The following is a 17171-nucleotide window of genomic DNA, read 5'->3' as shown; positions in this document are numbered from 1 at the left end:
CAATGAAATCAAGATATACATCTTTATTCCAAAACCTATCTTTAAACAAAGAGTGTTGTTTTATACCATTTATAGTATTAGGAGATCCTTCAATAAATATTTCTTTAGAAATTATTGATATTCTAATTACAAATGGTGCTGATGCATTAGAGTTAGGAATACCTTTTTCAGATCCTATAGCAGATGGAGTAGTTATACAAAATTCACATATTAGAGCATTAAATAATAATATAACGATTAAACAATGTTTTGATATTATATTTAATATAAGAAAAAAATATCCTAATATACCTATTGGATTATTAACCTACTCGAATATTATTTTTTGTCAAAAATTACCAGTTTTTTATTCATTATGTCGTTCAATTGAAATTGATTCTGTTTTAATTGCTGATCTTCCAATAGAGGAATCATATATTTTTCGTAAAATAGCAAATAAAAATAATATATCATCAATATTTATTTGCCCTCATGATGCAAATAAAAAGTTTATTAAAAGAATTGCTGCTGTTTGTAAAAGTTATATATATCTTGTATCAAGACCCGGAATTACTGGAATACAAGCAGTATACCCGCAAAAATTATTAATAAATATAATAAAAAAATTAAAAAAATATAACTCACCTCCTATTATACAAGGGTTTGGTATTTATAAAGCAAGTCAAATTAAAAATATTATAAACAGCGGGGTACAAGGTATTATATGTGGTTCACGTATTATTAAAATAATAGAAAATAATTTATTTAATAAAAATAAAATGTTTAAAAAAATAGCAAAAATAGTAAAAATTTTTAAAAAAGAGACAATATATTAGATATTTAAAAAATAAAATAATAAAATATTTAGTATAAATAGTCTTATTATAATTAATACATAATAATATTATTTTTTAATATATACATATATTATTTATTTTTAAAGGAGGATATATGTTGTCGAATATATATATTATAATGTATGATACATATCAATTTTTTTATAAGAATATAATAAATATATTCGTGTATTCCATTATAAGTGCATTAATAAATATTTTTTTACAAAATATTTTTAGTATCAAAATAATCGAATTATCTATTTTATATACAAGTTATTTTTTTAAAAAAGAATCTTTATTCAATATTATTTATAATATGAATATTAATCAAAAAAAAGTTATTTTTTATATAGAATTTATAAAAGCATTTTGTTCTATTATTAGCAATTTTTTTTTGTTTATATCTGTTTTATATTTAATATATTTTATTTCATCTTCTATTTTAAAAAATATTTATTATACAATAATAAAAATATTTCAATCTTTTTTTTTATGTATGCCTCTTTTATATTTACAATTTTTATTAATAGGAACTAAATTTAATATTTTTATATTACCTAAAGTATTATTATCTCTTGCATCTTTTATGTCTCTTATTATATTTTTTATAGAAAAAAAAAATATTTTTTATTCATTTATATATAGTATAAAAATACTTCTTTATAATATGTATATTATTATGCCGATTATTTTATTAAATTTAATATTTAGAAAATTAATTTTTATATTTTTTAAAATATTTTTTATGTTTCCAGCATATATAAATATTTTTTTATTAAATTTTTTTATAAATATATATTTTTCTTATATAATCATATATTTATTTAGATTTTATATTTATTCTAAAGTTAATAATATTAATAATTAATTCTTTTAAAATATTTTAATAATGATAATTATTTTTTATATAAAAAATAATTATCATTATTAATTTTTCAAAATATAATATTTTTAATAATTTTAAAAATATTAAATAAATAAATTGTAAATATTTATTTAATTACATTTAAAAATTTATATATTTAAAAAATATAATTTTTTATAAAAAAATTCTTTTCAAAAAAAACTTCTATATCTTATTTAGTGAATAAAATGTTAAAAAATAAAAATGTTGATATTGTATGTGATAAAAATTTAATGTTAAAAACAATTGCTATGCCTGCCCACAAAAATGTTAATGGAAATATTTTTGGAGGATGGATTATGTCTCAAATGGATATTGGAGGAGGTATTTTAGCTAAAGAAATTTCTAAAGGTAAAGTTTCTACTGTATATGTGAAATATATAAATTTTTTAAAACCAATATCAGCGGGAGATATAGTAAATTGTTATGCACGCTGCATTAAAATAGGTAATACTTCTATAACTATAGAAATAGAGGTTTGGGTTAAAAAAATAAATTCTTGTTCTTTCAGTTTATTATATTGTACAAATACTGCTACATTTGTTTATGTAGCTATAGATAAATATGGTAAACCTAGAATATTACCTATAACGAATGGTATATAATTTTTCATACAATTAAATATAATATTTTTATATTAATAATTAAATTAAATTTAAAAAAATAATTATTTTTTTATAAGAATATTTATAAAATTAAAAAACAGATATACATGATTTAATATTAAAAATAATTTAATAATGTTTTATGAAAATATTTTTTATGATTAATGTGATATAAGATTTAATTTTTATTTAATATTTATATACATTTTTATTAAATAATCAATAATTTTTATTGATTAACATATTTTTCAAAAATATTATTTTTTTATAATAATTTTTATTATTATTTAATTTTTTTCAAAAAAAACATAATTATTAGGGTTCATTAATAACATGCAGAAAATTTTAAAATTCGTATTGCAAACATTTAAATATATAAATAAGTTATTAAACATAATAAAAGAGATATTTTTACACACAGTGTTGTTAGTAATAATTGGCATAACAATTTGGGTAGCTTTGCATTTTAAAAAACATACTAACGCCCCAATTCCAAGTATAAAACCAAAATTATTAATAGTAAGTTTAACCAGTAAAATAGAAGAGATATCAGTTTCAGAAGCTTTAACAAATAAATATAATGCATCTCTTTCAAAAAAAAAAGAGGATGAAGAAAAAATTACTTCTATTTTTGAAATTACTGACAAAATTGAACAAGCAAAAAATGATCCTGAAATTGTTGGATTGATGTTAAGAGCAGATGATCGTTTTTCTAGTAATCAAGTAGTTTTAGAATATATTGGAAAAAAAATAAATGAATTTAAAGAATCTAAAAAACCTGTTGTCACTATAGGAAGATGTTATTCACAGGGAGCATATTATTTAGCAAGTTTTTCAGATAAAATTTTCTTATCACAAGAAGGAAATATTCAAATAAATGGAATTTCTACTAGTAAAATATATTTAAAAAAATTTTTAGATAAATTTCATATAAACATGAATGTATTTAAAATAGGGAAATATAAATCTGCTGTTGAACCGTTTTTAAGAAATTCACCATCAAAAGAAAATAAAAAAATAGAACAAGATATAATCCAATATAAATGGAAAAAATTTGTACAAGATATAGCACATAATAGAAACATTCCAATTAGAGAAATATGTCCTAATCCTGATGAGATAACAAAATATTTACAAAAACATAATAATAATTATGCAAAATATGCATTACATTATAATTTAGTAGATTATCTTGTGGATAAAAATAGTGTTAATAAATATTTAATTGATATGTTTTATAAAAAAAGCAATGATACTGATTATGAAACAATTGATATTCATGATTATAAAATAAAGAAAAAAATAACAGATTCAAGTCCTAATAAAATTGCAATAATACTAGCTAATGGAGTTATTGGAAGTAATATTAATGCAGTTAATGCTATGAATGTTAGATCTGTTGCGGATCAAATATATATTGCAAAACATGATAAAAATGTTAAAGCGGTAGTATTGAGAATTAATAGTCCAGGTGGTAACGTTGAAATTTCAGAAATAATGAGAAAAAAATTACTTGAATTACATAAACATAAAAAACCGCTAATAATTTCTATGGGAGATGTTGCTGCTTCTGGAGGTTATTGGATTGCTACAGCAGGTGATTATATTTTTGCACATAAAACAACATTAACTGGTTCTATTGGTATTTTTTCTGTTGTTCCTACTTTAGAAAAAATATTATCTACTTTAGGTATAACCAATCAAATAATAGATACAAAATATAATAGTAGTTATAATTTATTTAATAGTCTTTCAGAGCAATATAAGAAGAAAATGAATTTAGAAATTTCTAATGGATACAATAAATTTATTACAATTGTAGCTAAAGCACGTCACAAATCAATAGATGAAATAAGTGATATTGCGCAAGGACGAGTATGGATGGGAGCAAATGCAAAAAAAGTAGGATTAGTTGATGAAATTGGTGATATAGATTCCGCTGTTAAGAAAGCCGCGCAATTAGCTAATGTTAAAGATTATAATGTATTATGGTTAGACACTGACTATTCGTTAATTAATTTTCTAAAAGAAAAAATAAATTTATTAACAACAAATGTATTGAAAAATGTTTTATATACTTTTGTATCTAAAGAACTTATCAATAAAATATCTATTTTTTATAACAACATCTTTTATATAACTAATATATTTGAATTTAATCAATTAATGTCTCTTTATTACGATGATTATAAAATAAAATAAATTGAATTATATTTAGTAAATAAAAACACCAACAAAAGAAGTTATACTATATTTTGTTTGGTGTTCTTGTTTTATTACTAAATTAATATTAAAAAAAATTTCATAAAAATAAAAATAATTTTTATTTATAAAAAATATTATTTTTTATTTATTAATATTAAAATACTTCGTATAAATAATATTTTTATCAAAAAATATAAATAAAAATTTAATATATTCATTATTTTTCTTGTAACATTATAGATATTGTTTATCAGCATGATAAGAAGATCTAACAAAAGGACCTGAAAAAACTTTGGAAAAACCTAATGATAATGCTATATTTCGAAAAATTATAAATTCTTTAGGTTGAACATATTTTTTTACTAATAAATGATTTTTACTAGGTTGCATATATTGCCCCATTGTAATAATTGATACACCTACTGATTTTAAATCTTTTAATACAGAAATAACTTCATTCTTTTTTTCACCTAAACCTAACATTAATCCAGATTTTGTAGGTATATTAGGACATATTTTTTTAAATTCATATAATAAATTTAAAGATTTTATATAATTTGCTCCTGGGCGTACAGACGAATATAATCTAGGAACATTTTCAATGTTATGATTAAATACATCCGGAGGATATTTATTAATTTTATTTAATGCTATTTTTTCTCTACCTCTAAAATCAGGAACTAAAATTTCTATTTTTATATTTTTTTTTTTTCGAATTGTATAAATACATTTAGAAAAATGTTCTGCTCCTCCATCCTTTAAATCGTCTCTAGATACAGATGTTAAAACAACATATTTCAAATTTAATTTTAAAATAACATCAAATATTTTTCTAGGTTCATCAGTATCTACCATTAAAGCTCTTCCTTTTTTGACTGCACAAAAAGGGCATTTACGAGTACATATAGAACCTAATATCATAAATGTCGCTGTTCCATTATTAAAACATTCTGATAAATTTGGACAATGCGCTTCCTCACATACAGAATGAAGTTTGTTATTTTTTAATATATTTTTAATTTTATTAATTTTATATAAATTAGAAGGTAATCTAACTTTTAACCAATTTGGTTTTTTTAAAATAGATTTAAATTCATTAGAAGATAAAATTGTAGATATGTGATGTGTATTTTTTTCTTTTTGATGCAATATATTTATTTTTTTTTTCTGAAACATATTTATTTTGCTCTAATTTATATTTATTAATTAAAATAAGCTAATAAAATTATATATTTTAATATATATTGAATATATAAAAAATAATTAATATTATATTAATATATAATTAAAGAACATACAAAATTTTTGTATAAAAATTTTCTTGATTTCTTTTATACTAATATTTTTATTAAAATCCTTTATTTGTGTCATTATTATATCTTTATTTCCACAAGGATTAATATATTTAAAAGGATTTAAATTCATATCAATATTTAAAGCTAATCCATGTAAAGAGCAACCATTTATAATTCTAAAACCTAATGAACAAATTTTTTTTTTTTAACATATACACCTGGCCATTTTTCTTCTGTATGCGCTGATATATTTAAGAATTTTAATAATTGAATAATTAATACTTCAATTTTTTGCACTAATTCATAAAATTTAATTTTTTTTCTTTGTAAATTAATTAATAAATATATAATTAATTGTCCGGGCCCATGAAAAGTAATTTTTCCACCTCTAATAGATTGAAATACCGGAATATTATTAATATGTGAAACACAATATTTTTTTTCTGAAGCGCCATAAGTAAAAACAGGGTAATGTTCTAAAAACCACAATTCATCAATTGTATTTTTATTTCTGTTTTGTGTAAATTTTTTCATTCTTTTTTCTATATTCATCCAATGACATAAACCTAAATCTCGTATAATAATATTCATTTTTTTAGTGTTATAAATTAAAATTAAAGAAATTGAAAAGTTAAAATTATATTTTAAAATATATATATAAATATTTTAATTAAATATAATGCAAAAAATAGATTTTACCTTATTAATCAATCTATTAAATACTATAACAAGCAGTAATTTTATGATTTATTTTATTTTTTTCTTTTTTTTATTAATTTACTTATTTTTAATAATAAAAAATTAGTTATTAATATTCATATACTATTGGTAATATATAAAAATTTATATAAATATTAAAAAAATTCAGATAAAAAATAAAAAAAATAATTTTATACATAAAATAATATCAATAATAAAATATATAATTTTATTTATCTGACTTCTTTTTTTCGGTTTTATAGATTTATTTTCTATAAAAATATTAGAGTGATATTCATTAGATTTACTATAATAAATAGTATAGTAAAACGAATTAAATATATAGATAAATCAGAATTTAAAAAATTTATATTAAATTCTTAATTGATTTATAACTAATAATTTATATAATGTTTATAAATTTTTAATAAAAAACATATTATATTAATATATAATTATGTTTTTAATATATTTTAGTTAACAATAGAAGCAATGATTGTTTTAGTATGATTATTTATAATTAATAAATGTACAATTATATTATCTGATACTTTATAATGAATTTTATTTTTTATATAAATAACCCCTAATTCTGGATGAAAAACTAATTCATTACGTATATTATGGATATACAGAGCTGGAATAAAAATAAAAGCACCATTTTTTAATAAACGAGCACGAATTCCTCCTTTTAAAATATCAATAATATTTGCTTGGTAAGATACATTATTATAATTTTTTTTATCAAAAAATTTCACATATAACCATTCTTCTATTTCTCTCTGTGCTATTCGAATTTTTCTTTTTCGGTTAATAATATGTGATATTAAAATATTATCAGGTTTGACAATACTACTTTTTCCTGTTATGACAGATTTTATTAATCTATGATTAATCATATCACTATATTTTCTAATTGGAGATGTCCAAGTAGCATATGAATCCAAACCTAAAGAAAAATGCGGTTTAGAAAAAAGACTTATTTCACCAAAAGATTGAAAGCGATGAATTCTATAATTAACATATTCATTACACAATTTGTCTAATGATCTTTTTAATTTACAAAAACCAGATAAGGTCATAATTTCTTCTACTGTATAAAAAATATTATACTGTTTTAAAAATTCAATAACATTTTTCGCGTTAAATATATCAAAACCAGAATGTGTATTGTATAATCCGAATCCTAATTTTTTATCTAAAAAATTAGCTGCACAAATATTAGCTGTAATCATAGATTCTTCAATAATTTTATGTGCTATTCTTCTTTTTTCCATTGAAATATTTAATATTTCCCATGTTTTAGATATATTGAATTTGTATTCTAAACGATCTTTAAATATTAAAGCATTTTTTTTTCTCCAAATATTGCGAATAATATATATTTTTTTTAACAATAATATCTGTTTTTCAATCTTTTTATCTTTTGGTTTCCATGTTCCTATTTTTTCTAGCCAATCAGATACTTTTTCATATGATAATTTACTTTTTGATTTAACCCATGCTAAAAAAAAATCTATTTTTTTTGTTATAATATTGCCTTGATTATCAATTATTATTCGACACGCTAAAACTGGTCGTTTTACATGAGGTTTTAAAGAACAGGTGTTTTCAGAAAGTTCTTTAGGTAACATAGAAATATTTAATCCTGGTAAATAATTAGTAAAAACACGTTTTTTAGCTATATTATCTATTTCAGTATTTTCTAATATATATTCTGTAGGATCTGCAATTGCTACAGTCAGAATAAATGTATTATTCTCTGTTTGCTCTACAAAAAGAGCATCATCAATATCTTTAGTATTACAGTTATCAATAGTAATAAAATCTAAAGATGTTAGATCTATGCGATTATTATTATAAACATCATAAGAGGACAAATTTACAAAATTAACTATTGGTGATTTTTTTTCTAAATTATGCCGTGTTAATATAACATACCATGGTGATAAAGGATTATTTTTTTCAGAGATAAATTTTATAATTTTTACACTAAAATGATTATTATTATGTAATCTATGTTCTTTTAGTTCCGCAATTACCCAATCTCCATGTTTCCATGGTCGCACTAAAGAAGTTTTATATGGGTAAAATACTGTATTTCGTATATAAGGATAACTTGATTGTATATATAGACAATTATTTTTTTTATATATTGAACCTATAAATATTTTTAAAAAAGGTTCTATCAATTTTTCAGGATATATAATTTCTTTATTATTTTCTTGTTCAATCAAACCTATTATCTTATCCCCGTGTATAACTTTTTTCATATTTTTAGAAGGAATAAAATATGTTGTTCTAGAATCAACTTCTAAAAATCCAAAACCTTTAGTAGTGCTTTTTACGATTCCTTCAACTCTTGGTTTTTTCTTATGTAACTTATTTTTTAATTTTATAAGTAAAGGATTATTCTGAAACATAATATAACAACCTAATAATTTTTTATTATTAAAAAAATAAATTTAAATAAATGCTTTATATATTGTTTAATAAACACATTATTTATTCTTTTAAGTATGTTAATATTTAATCAATATTAATTTTATTGAATAAAAATAAATAATTTTTATTTAATGGAAATCATATACCATTTATGATAATTTTTACATTATATTTCTTCCAACATCTACATATATAACTTGTCCCGTTATCCCACTAGATAAATCAGAACATAAAAATGCAGCTACATTTCCTATTTCTTTTGTAGTAACATTTCTATTTAAAGGTGAATAATTTCGATCGGTACTCATTATTTTATGAAAATTTTTTATTACATATGATGCAGTTGTTTTAATAGAACCAGAAGAAATTGCATTAACTCGTATATTTTTTTTTCCCATAGAAATAGATAGATAACGTACACTAGATTCTAATGCAGCTTTTGTAATACCCATAATATTATAATAAGGGATACATTTAATTGCACCTATATAAGTTAAAGTTAAAATAGAAGATTTTTTATTAAGAAATTTTTCAGCTTCTTTTATAATTGCTATTAAACTAAATGAATTAGTTTCAATTGCATTTAAAAAATTGATACGATTAATTGTTTTAATAAAATCTTTATTCAACTGAATTCGAGGCACATAAGCTATGGAATGTATAATTCCGTCAAACATACCCCATATTTTAAATAATTTTATAAATAATTTTTTTATTGATTCATCAGAATTAACATCGCATTGTAGAATAATTTTAGAATTAACTTCTTTTGCAAGCGGTATTATTTTTTGTTTTGATTTTTTATTATGATAAACAAATGCTAATTTAGCTTTTTGTTTATACATAGATATAGCTATCCCCCATGCAATTGAAAAATAATTTTTAACACCAAAGATCAAAATTTTTTTATTTTTTAAAAAAGACATACATTATAATACCTCTATTACTTTAATCATAACATTATATATAAATATAAACTAATTAATTTACACGAACATAGTAATCATTATACTGATTTAGTATTTTTTGTATTTATTTTTGATAAAATTATTTTTTATAAATTTTTAATTTTATATTTTAAATAAATATTAATTTTAAATTATGGTAAATATGGTATATTTTTTTTTATAATTGCCCCGCCAAGACATAAATCTTGATGATAAAATACTGCTGATTGACCTATTGTAACGCACAAATTAGGTTTATTAAAAAGCACTGTTATATAATGATTGTTTTTATGAATATGAATCTGACAAATAACTGGAGTATATCTATATCGAATTTGCACCATACATTTTATTTTTAATAAATTTGGTTTGTTATTGATCCAATGGATTTTCTTTGTTAAAAATCCATATGATAGTAAATAAGGATTACCATTACCTTGTACTACTCTAAGAGTGTTAGAAGAGATATTTTTTTTTACTACATACCATGGATACATATTTTTATTTTTTTTACCGCCAATTTTTAATCCTTTTCTTTGACCGATTGTATAATATTCGCAACCTATATGTAATCCTATAAATTCTCCAGACATTGTTAATATTTTTCCCGTTTTATAAGGAATATAACGATTTAAAAATAAATTAAATTTTTTAGGCTGAATAAAACAAATTCCAGTTGAATCTTTTTTTTTATGAACCGATAATTTTATTTTTTTAGCTATTATTCGTGTTTGATGTTTTTTTATTTTAGATAATGGAAAAAAAATTTTAGATAGAATATTTGATTTCAGGGTATATAAAAAATAACTTTGATCTTTTTCTGCATCAATAGCTTTGTATAAATAAAAGTTATTATTTTTTTTTTTAATTGTAGCATAATGCCCAGTAGAGAAATAATCTGCTTGTAAATGTTTAAATGCAAAATTTAAACAGATATTAAATTTAATAAATTTATTACATAAAATGTCTGGATTCGGTGTATGCCCTTTTTTATATTCTGATATAAATTTTTGAAATACTTTTTCCCAATATTCTATAGAAAAATTAATTTTATGTAAAACAATACCTAATTTTTTACAAACAGATTTTGCATCTATTAAGTCAATTTTAGCGGAACAATAACTACTGGTATCATCTTCATCCCAATTTTTCATAAATAAACCTTCTACGTAATATCCTGCTTTTAGCAATAACCAAGCTGAAACAGAAGAATCAACACCTCCTGACATAGCTAAAATAACTTTTTTTTTCTTCATTTTTATCACTATTTAAGTAATTATATTTATTTTATTTTTTATCTAAACAATAGATAATCTTAAAAATATTTTTTATTATTAATTTAATTTATTTTATTATATAAAATATAATTTTTATTATAAATAAATAAATGCATAAAATAGATAAAAATTTTTATAATTTTATATATAATTAATTATATATAATATATTATAATTATAAAAAGTGTTTATTAAAATTATTTACAATAATATATATTGTATTATTATTTTAATAATAAAATTTATTAGATCAAAATTAAAACAAATGGTACACTAGTTATATGATGAAATATATAAGAAATTTTTCTATTATTGCTCACATAGATCATGGAAAATCTACGTTATCTGATCGATTAATACAGATTTGTGGTGGGTTGACTCAAAGAGAGATGTCAGAACAGGTTTTAGATACAATGGACTTAGAACGTGAACGTGGTATTACAATTAAAGCTCAAAGTGTAACAATAAATTATACATCTAAAAAAGGAAAAAATTTTTGTTTAAATTTTATTGATACACCCGGGCATGTAAATTTTGCTTATGAAGTTTCACGAGCGTTATCAGCATGTGAAGGTGCTTTATTAATAATAGATGCAGCTCAAAGTGTTCAAGCTCAAACAGTTGCAAATTGCCATAGTGCTTTAAAAATGAATTTATCAATTTTACCAATTTTAAATAAAATAGATTTACCTAACGCTCGTCCAAAACAAGTATGTCAGGATATAAAAGATATTATTGGAATTTCAACAAAAGATATTGTTTTATGTTCAGCAAAAACAGGAAAAGGAATACCAGAACTATTAGAAAAAATTATAACAGTTATTCCTTCTCCTAAAGGAAATATTAATAATCCATTACAAGCGTTGGTCATTGATTCTTGGTTTGATAAATATTTAGGTGTAGTTTCCTTGGTACGTATAAAAAACGGATTTATAAAAAAAAAGGATAAAATCTATATTTTAAGAACTAAACAAGTATATCAGGTTGAACAATTAGGTATTTTTACACCAAAAAGAATTTTAAAATCAATATTATCTTGCGGTGAAGTTGGATGGATTATCTGTGGAATTAAAAATATTCATTCTATACTAGTAGGTGAAACCATTACATCATTTAAAAATCCTTCTACTAATATATTATCCGGTTTTCAAAAAATTAAACCAAAAATATATGCCGGGTTATTTCCAATTAAAAATAATCAATATAATCAATTTAAAGAAGCTTTAAATAAACTTCAATTAAATGATTCTTCTTTGTTTTATGAACCTGAAAATTCACAAGCATTAGGATTTGGATTTAGATGTGGATTTTTAGGAATATTACACATGGAAATCATTCAATCACGTTTAGAACGAGAATATAATATAGAAATTATTTTAACAGCACCTACTGTTGTATATGAAATAGTTTTAATAAAAAATAAAAAAATAATTTATTTAGATAATCCTATAAAATTTCCTCATACACATTTAATTTATGAAATTAGAGAACCAATAGCTTTTTGTAATATTTTAACACCAACTAAATACATTGGAGAAATTATTAATTTATGTATTAAAAAAAGAGGTATACAAAAAAATTTAATATATCACAATAAAAAGACTGTTATTCAATATGAAATTCCATTATCAGAAGTAATTTCAAATTTTTTTGATCAATTGAAATCTATTTCTAGTGGATATGCTTCATTAGAATATAATTTAATTGGTTTTAAAAAAAGTGATTTAGTTAAAATGGATATTTTAATCAATTCTATAAAAATTGATGCGTTATCATCTATTTGTCATAGAAAAAATTCGATTCGTATTGCTAAAAATATAATAGAAAAAATAAAAAAAATAATACCAAGACATCAGTTTAATGTACCTATTCAAGCTGCTATTGAAAATAGCATCATTTCTAGAGTAAATGTTCAACAACTTAGAAAAAATGTATTATCAAAATGCTATGGGGGTGATATTAGTCGTAAAAAAAAATTGTTACAAAAACAAAAAAAAGGAAAAAAAAGAATGAAGATCATCGGGAATGTCAAAATTCCTCAAGAAATATTTTTTTCAATATTACAAATAGATTAATAATCAAAATAGGATATTTTAATATACATATGAAATTTTTAATAAAACATATAGTTATTGTTATAACTTGTATATTAATTTTTTTTTATATATTTAGTTATATAAATGATTTTTATAATTATTTTTATCAAAAAAACACACAAAAAAAAAAAATATAAAAAAATTATTAAAAGAGTTGTTAAAAGATTTATTTTTAATAATTTTTATTATCAGTATAAGATTATTTATCTTTCAGTCATTTACTGTTTCTTCAAGTTCAATGAATCCGTCTTTATTGACCGGTGATTATATATTAGTTCAAAAATTTTTTTATAATATAAAAAATTTAATTAAAAAAATCAAATTTAATAATTATCAACCAAAAAGAAATGATATTATCATATTTCAATATCCAAAAAATACACGCTTAAATTATATTAAACGTGTTATTGGTTTGCCGGGAGATATGGTTTTTTATAATCCTTTTACAAAAAGAATATATATTTTTAAAAAAATAAATAATAAATATACAATTACTTATAATAAAAAAGAAAAAATAAATAATTTTACACTTAATATTATAAAAAATAATAAAAATTTTAATAATAAATATTTTCATACATACCGTTCATTAATACAAGAAAAATATCAAGAAAAATTCAAATATCATATACATGATATAATCTTATTTCATGGTATAAAAAATTCTTTATATTTATATAATAAACATAAAACAAAATGGATGTGGATAATTCCTAAAAATCAATATTTTGTTATGGGGGATAATCGAGATAAAAGCTCAGATAGTAGATTATGTGGTTTAGTTAAAAAAAAAAATATATTAGGAAAAGCAAAATATATATGGTTTAGTATAAATTATAAAAGTAAAAAATGGTTAAATATCATACGTTTCCATAGAATTTTTAAAAAAATTCAATAAAATTATTTTATATCATAAATATTAAATTGAATAATATTTTTAAAGTAAATATATTAATTATTTTAATTTTTAACTGGTGTAACATGAATCTAATGATTATAAGAAAAATACAAAAATTTCTTGGCTATAAATTTACTAATGTATCATTATTGAAGCATGCCTTAACCCATAGAAGTGCAAGTAAAAAACATAATGAAAGATTAGAATTTCTTGGTGATTCTATTCTGAGTTTTATTATAGCTAAAGCATTATATCATCATTTTCCTAAAGTAAATGAAGGAGGGATGAGTAGAATGAGAGCGACATTAGTTAGAGGAAATACATTAGCAGAAATTGCATCTGAATTTTCTTTAGGTAATTATATTAAATTAGGGCAAGGAGAAAAAAAAAGCGGAGGTTTTAAACGTGAGTCAATATTAGCAAATGCTATTGAAGCAATTATAGCTAGTATATTTTTAGATAGTAATCTTTATACTGTAGAACAAATAGTTTTACAGTGGTACAAAAAACGTTTTAAAAAAATGAGTCCGATCGGAACAAAAAAGGACCCAAAAACTAGATTACAAGAATTTTTACAATCAAAACATTTTCCATTGCCAATATATCATGTAGGACAAATATATGGAGCTGCACATAATCAAATTTTTACTATTTATTGTAAAATAAATGGATTATCAGAAATATTAATTGGAATCGGAGCTAGTCGTAGAAAAGCTGAACAAGATGCTGCTCAAAATGCATTAATTCGATTGGAGGTAGAATAGAATATTTATGAAAAAAAATACTTTTTTTGGAAAAGTAATTATAGTTGGTCGAACTAATGTAGGTAAATCAACTTTATTAAATAAATTAATAAAATCGAATATTTCTATTATATCACATAAAAAGAATACTACACAAACACATATCACGGGGGTTTATACTTCTAATTTAACTCAATTTGAATTAATTGATTCACCGGGTTTAAAAAATAATTATACAAATAATATTGAAAAAAAAAAATTAAGAGATACTTTTAATCTAATAAATGAAATGAATATAATAATTTTTTTAATTAGTGGTTTTATTTGGTCTAAAGAAGAAAACAGACTTTTAAAATATATTAAAAAAAATAATAATAATTATATTATAGTAATTAACAAAATTGATCTTATAGATGATAAAAAATTATTGTTACCATTTATTTTGAAAATTAGTAAATTAACTTCTAATAAAGAAATTTTTTTAATTTCAGCAAAAAAAAATATATATTTAAAAAATTTATTAATTTACATAAAAAAAAAAATACCAATATCTAATCATGCACATGTAAATAAAAAGAAAACTACTTGTACAAAACAATTTTTAGTTACTGAGATAATCCGAGAAACATTAATTAATCTTTTAAATAAAGAATTAGTATATTCATTTACTGTATTTATTACTGATTTTTATAAAAATATAAAAAATAAATATATTATTCTTAGTATAATTTTTATTAAAAATATACGACATAAAAAAATAATTATAGGAAATAAAGGAGGAAAAATAAAAAAATGTAAAATACAGTCACAATATAAAATAGAAAAATTATTTCAAAAAAAAATTTATTTAAATATTAAAGTAAAAATAAAATAAATTTTTTACTTATATTTCAAAAGGAAACAACATGTCAATTATAGGTATTGGGATAGATTTAATAGATATAAAAAGATTTAAAAAATTAATTTTTCGTTATGGTATTAAAATACCTTATAAAATTTTAACAGAAAGAGAATTATATGAATATAATCATACAAAAAATTATAAAGAGAAATTTTTAGCTAAGAGATTTACAGCTAAAGAAGCTACTGCAAAAGCAATGGGAATTGGAATATATCAGAAAATGTTTTTAAAAAATTGTGAAGTTATACATAACATATATGGTAAACCAAAATTAAATATATTTGGTTACGCTGGAAAAATTTTAAAAAAATTAAAAACTAAAAAAATTTTCTTAAGTATTACAGATTCAAAAAAATATATGCAGTCAATTGTTATTCTAGAAAAATAAATAACAATAATTATTTCTATATAAATTGCATTTATCTTTTTTTTTTAAAAAAATTTTTTAACAAACTTGAGCATTCATATAATAGAACACCAGATTTAATATCTTTTATATGATGCTTAATATTATTGATATATAATAAATTCATAAAATATGAAAAATTATGTTTATTAGAACTATAGGATCCATATACAACTCTACATATTCTAGAATTGATAATAGCTGCAGAACACATAAAACATGGTTCATGTGTTACATATAAAACCGTATTATATAATCTATAATTTTTTAATTTTATTCCTCCTGTTTTTATAACTAATATTTCAGAATGAGCGCTAGAATCAAATAAAGAAATACAAGAATTACAAGATGAACTAACAAGATAATTACCTTTAACTAAAACAGATCCTATCGGTACTTCCCCTCTCTGTTTTCCTTTTTTTGCTTGGTTTAATGCTTTTTTCATCCAATAATTATCTATAAAATTCATTGTTATAAAATCCTATTTTATATAAGATATTTATTATCTTATATTTTTATTTATAGATATACGTTTAAATATTGTAGATTTTTCAATTTTCCATGAATTATTTTTTTTATCTAATCTTTTATCTTTAATAGATTTTCCTTTTACTATTCCTATTTTAATTTTACACCAAGATCTACTCCAAAATAATTTTATAGGAATAATTGTATATCCTTTTCTTTGACTATAAACAGATAAATTATAGATTTCTTTTTTTTTTAATAATAATTTTCTAATACGATTTGATTGACATATAATACAATTAGATGTAGTCAGTAATGGTTGAAAATATACCCCGCTTAAATAAACTTCGTTTTTTTTAATAGAAATATGTCCTTCGGTAATTTGAACAAAACCTGCACGAATAGATTTTACTTCCCATCCTTTTAAAACAATTCCAGAAACAATTGTTTTTTTTATAAAAAAA

15 protein-coding genes and 1 pseudogene are annotated in these 17171 nt (G+C 20.4%); 9 read left to right on the top strand and 7 right to left on the bottom strand.

Going from position 1 to position 17171, the window contains the following annotated elements; translation table 11 throughout:
* Nucleotides 1-2 precede the first annotated feature (2 nt).
* The 4 genes from trpA (at nucleotide 3) to sppA (ending at nucleotide 4529) form a co-directional block, all read left to right on the top strand.
* On the top strand, nucleotides 3-815 hold the full coding sequence (gene trpA / locus BUCIPICE3303_RS00905; protein WP_154049240.1) for a tryptophan synthase subunit alpha: 813 nt from the start codon (nucleotides 3-5) through the stop codon (nucleotides 813-815).
* Between the two features lie 115 nt (nucleotides 816-930).
* A complete protein-coding gene (locus BUCIPICE3303_RS02150; protein ID WP_154049239.1) occupies nucleotides 931-1686 on the top strand; it encodes a YciC family protein in 756 nt (251 codons plus the stop codon).
* 224 nt (nucleotides 1687-1910) lie between these two features.
* Nucleotides 1911-2327: an acyl-CoA thioester hydrolase YciA gene (gene yciA / locus BUCIPICE3303_RS00895; RefSeq protein ID WP_154049238.1), complete on the top strand. Its 417-nt coding sequence runs from the start codon at nucleotides 1911-1913 to the stop codon at nucleotides 2325-2327.
* A gap of 333 nt (nucleotides 2328-2660) precedes the next feature.
* Nucleotides 2661-4529, top strand: coding sequence for a signal peptide peptidase SppA (sppA, locus tag BUCIPICE3303_RS00890; RefSeq protein WP_154049237.1), 1869 nt, complete (start codon nucleotides 2661-2663; stop codon nucleotides 4527-4529).
* Between the two features lie 237 nt (nucleotides 4530-4766).
* Here the strand turns inward: sppA and lipA are convergent, their stop codons facing one another.
* The 5 genes and pseudogenes from lipA to mnmA all read right to left on the bottom strand — a co-directional run bounded on the left by lipA (nucleotide 4767) and on the right by mnmA (nucleotide 11183).
* Nucleotides 4767-5708 (bottom strand): lipoyl synthase, encoded by a 942-nt coding sequence (gene lipA, locus BUCIPICE3303_RS00885; protein WP_154049236.1) that lies wholly within the window; start codon nucleotides 5706-5708, stop codon nucleotides 4767-4769.
* A gap of 93 nt (nucleotides 5709-5801) precedes the next feature.
* A pseudogene (gene lipB, locus BUCIPICE3303_RS02145) lies at nucleotides 5802-6361 on the bottom strand (lipoyl(octanoyl) transferase LipB).
* A 638-nt stretch (nucleotides 6362-6999) separates the two neighbouring features.
* Nucleotides 7000-8949 (bottom strand): exoribonuclease II, encoded by a 1950-nt coding sequence (locus tag BUCIPICE3303_RS00875; protein WP_154049235.1) that lies wholly within the window; start codon nucleotides 8947-8949, stop codon nucleotides 7000-7002.
* Between the two features lie 183 nt (nucleotides 8950-9132).
* Complete coding sequence (locus BUCIPICE3303_RS00870; RefSeq protein ID WP_154049234.1) at nucleotides 9133-9897, bottom strand: enoyl-ACP reductase FabI; 765 nt, start codon at nucleotides 9895-9897, stop codon at nucleotides 9133-9135.
* 173 nt (nucleotides 9898-10070) lie between these two features.
* Nucleotides 10071-11183, bottom strand: coding sequence for a tRNA 2-thiouridine(34) synthase MnmA (mnmA, locus tag BUCIPICE3303_RS00865; RefSeq protein WP_420093655.1), 1113 nt, complete (start codon nucleotides 11181-11183; stop codon nucleotides 10071-10073).
* A 296-nt stretch (nucleotides 11184-11479) separates the two neighbouring features.
* Here mnmA and lepA point away from each other — a divergent pair, with 296 nt between their 5' ends.
* The 5 genes from lepA to acpS all read left to right on the top strand — a co-directional run bounded on the left by lepA (nucleotide 11480) and on the right by acpS (nucleotide 16221).
* The gene (gene lepA, locus BUCIPICE3303_RS00860; RefSeq protein ID WP_154049232.1) at nucleotides 11480-13270 is read left to right on the top strand and encodes a translation elongation factor 4; all 1791 of its coding nucleotides are present in this window, start codon (nucleotides 11480-11482) and stop codon (nucleotides 13268-13270) included.
* Nucleotides 13271-13445: 175 nt separating this feature from the next.
* The gene (gene lepB, locus BUCIPICE3303_RS00855) at nucleotides 13446-14189 is read left to right on the top strand and encodes a signal peptidase I (protein WP_172598702.1); all 744 of its coding nucleotides are present in this window, start codon (nucleotides 13446-13448) and stop codon (nucleotides 14187-14189) included.
* Nucleotides 14190-14272: 83 nt separating this feature from the next.
* A complete protein-coding gene (rnc, locus tag BUCIPICE3303_RS00850; RefSeq protein WP_154049230.1) occupies nucleotides 14273-14953 on the top strand; it encodes a ribonuclease III in 681 nt (226 codons plus the stop codon).
* A gap of 7 nt (nucleotides 14954-14960) precedes the next feature.
* Nucleotides 14961-15806 carry a GTPase Era gene (era, locus tag BUCIPICE3303_RS00845; RefSeq protein ID WP_154049229.1) on the top strand — a complete coding sequence of 282 codons (846 nt, stop codon included), beginning with the start codon at nucleotides 14961-14963 and terminating at the stop codon, nucleotides 15804-15806.
* Between the two features lie 31 nt (nucleotides 15807-15837).
* Nucleotides 15838-16221 carry a holo-ACP synthase gene (gene acpS / locus BUCIPICE3303_RS00840; RefSeq protein ID WP_154049228.1) on the top strand — a complete coding sequence of 128 codons (384 nt, stop codon included), beginning with the start codon at nucleotides 15838-15840 and terminating at the stop codon, nucleotides 16219-16221.
* A gap of 31 nt (nucleotides 16222-16252) precedes the next feature.
* On the opposite strand, the gene tadA is transcribed toward acpS, so the two are convergent.
* A complete protein-coding gene (tadA, locus tag BUCIPICE3303_RS00835) occupies nucleotides 16253-16708 on the bottom strand; it encodes a tRNA adenosine(34) deaminase TadA (protein ID WP_154049227.1) in 456 nt (151 codons plus the stop codon).
* Nucleotides 16709-16741: 33 nt separating this feature from the next.
* On the bottom strand, nucleotides 16742-17164 hold the full coding sequence (smpB, locus tag BUCIPICE3303_RS00830; RefSeq protein ID WP_232512968.1) for an SsrA-binding protein SmpB: 423 nt from the start codon (nucleotides 17162-17164) through the stop codon (nucleotides 16742-16744).
* Between the last annotated feature and the right edge of the window lie 7 nt (nucleotides 17165-17171).

Source organism: Buchnera aphidicola (Cinara piceae), from assembly GCF_900699035.1.
Lineage (GTDB): Bacteria > Pseudomonadota > Gammaproteobacteria > Enterobacterales > Enterobacteriaceae > Buchnera_F > Buchnera_F aphidicola_AV.
This window is presented reverse-complemented; position numbering and strand designations above follow the sequence as displayed.

What these genes read in the sequence shown, in the direction of transcription:
- trpA (WP_154049240.1), top strand. Translation starts at nt 3, where the DNA reads ATGAAATCAAGATATACATCTTTATTCCAAAACCTATCTTTAAACAAA.
- BUCIPICE3303_RS02150 (WP_154049239.1), top strand. Translation starts at nt 931, where the DNA reads ATGTTGTCGAATATATATATTATAATGTATGATACATATCAATTTTTT.
- yciA (WP_154049238.1), top strand. Translation starts at nt 1,911, where the DNA reads ATGTTAAAAAATAAAAATGTTGATATTGTATGTGATAAAAATTTAATG.
- sppA (WP_154049237.1), top strand. Translation starts at nt 2,661, where the DNA reads ATGCAGAAAATTTTAAAATTCGTATTGCAAACATTTAAATATATAAAT.
- lipA (WP_154049236.1), bottom strand. Translation starts at nt 5,708, where the DNA reads ATGTTTCAGAAAAAAAAAATAAATATATTGCATCAAAAAGAAAAAAAT.
- BUCIPICE3303_RS00875 (WP_154049235.1), bottom strand. Translation starts at nt 8,949, where the DNA reads ATGTTTCAGAATAATCCTTTACTTATAAAATTAAAAAATAAGTTACAT.
- BUCIPICE3303_RS00870 (WP_154049234.1), bottom strand. Translation starts at nt 9,897, where the DNA reads ATGTCTTTTTTAAAAAATAAAAAAATTTTGATCTTTGGTGTTAAAAAT.
- lepA (WP_154049232.1), top strand. Translation starts at nt 11,480, where the DNA reads ATGAAATATATAAGAAATTTTTCTATTATTGCTCACATAGATCATGGA.
- rnc (WP_154049230.1), top strand. Translation starts at nt 14,273, where the DNA reads ATGAATCTAATGATTATAAGAAAAATACAAAAATTTCTTGGCTATAAA.
- era (WP_154049229.1), top strand. Translation starts at nt 14,961, where the DNA reads ATGAAAAAAAATACTTTTTTTGGAAAAGTAATTATAGTTGGTCGAACT.
- acpS (WP_154049228.1), top strand. Translation starts at nt 15,838, where the DNA reads ATGTCAATTATAGGTATTGGGATAGATTTAATAGATATAAAAAGATTT.
- tadA (WP_154049227.1), bottom strand. Translation starts at nt 16,708, where the DNA reads ATGAATTTTATAGATAATTATTGGATGAAAAAAGCATTAAACCAAGCA.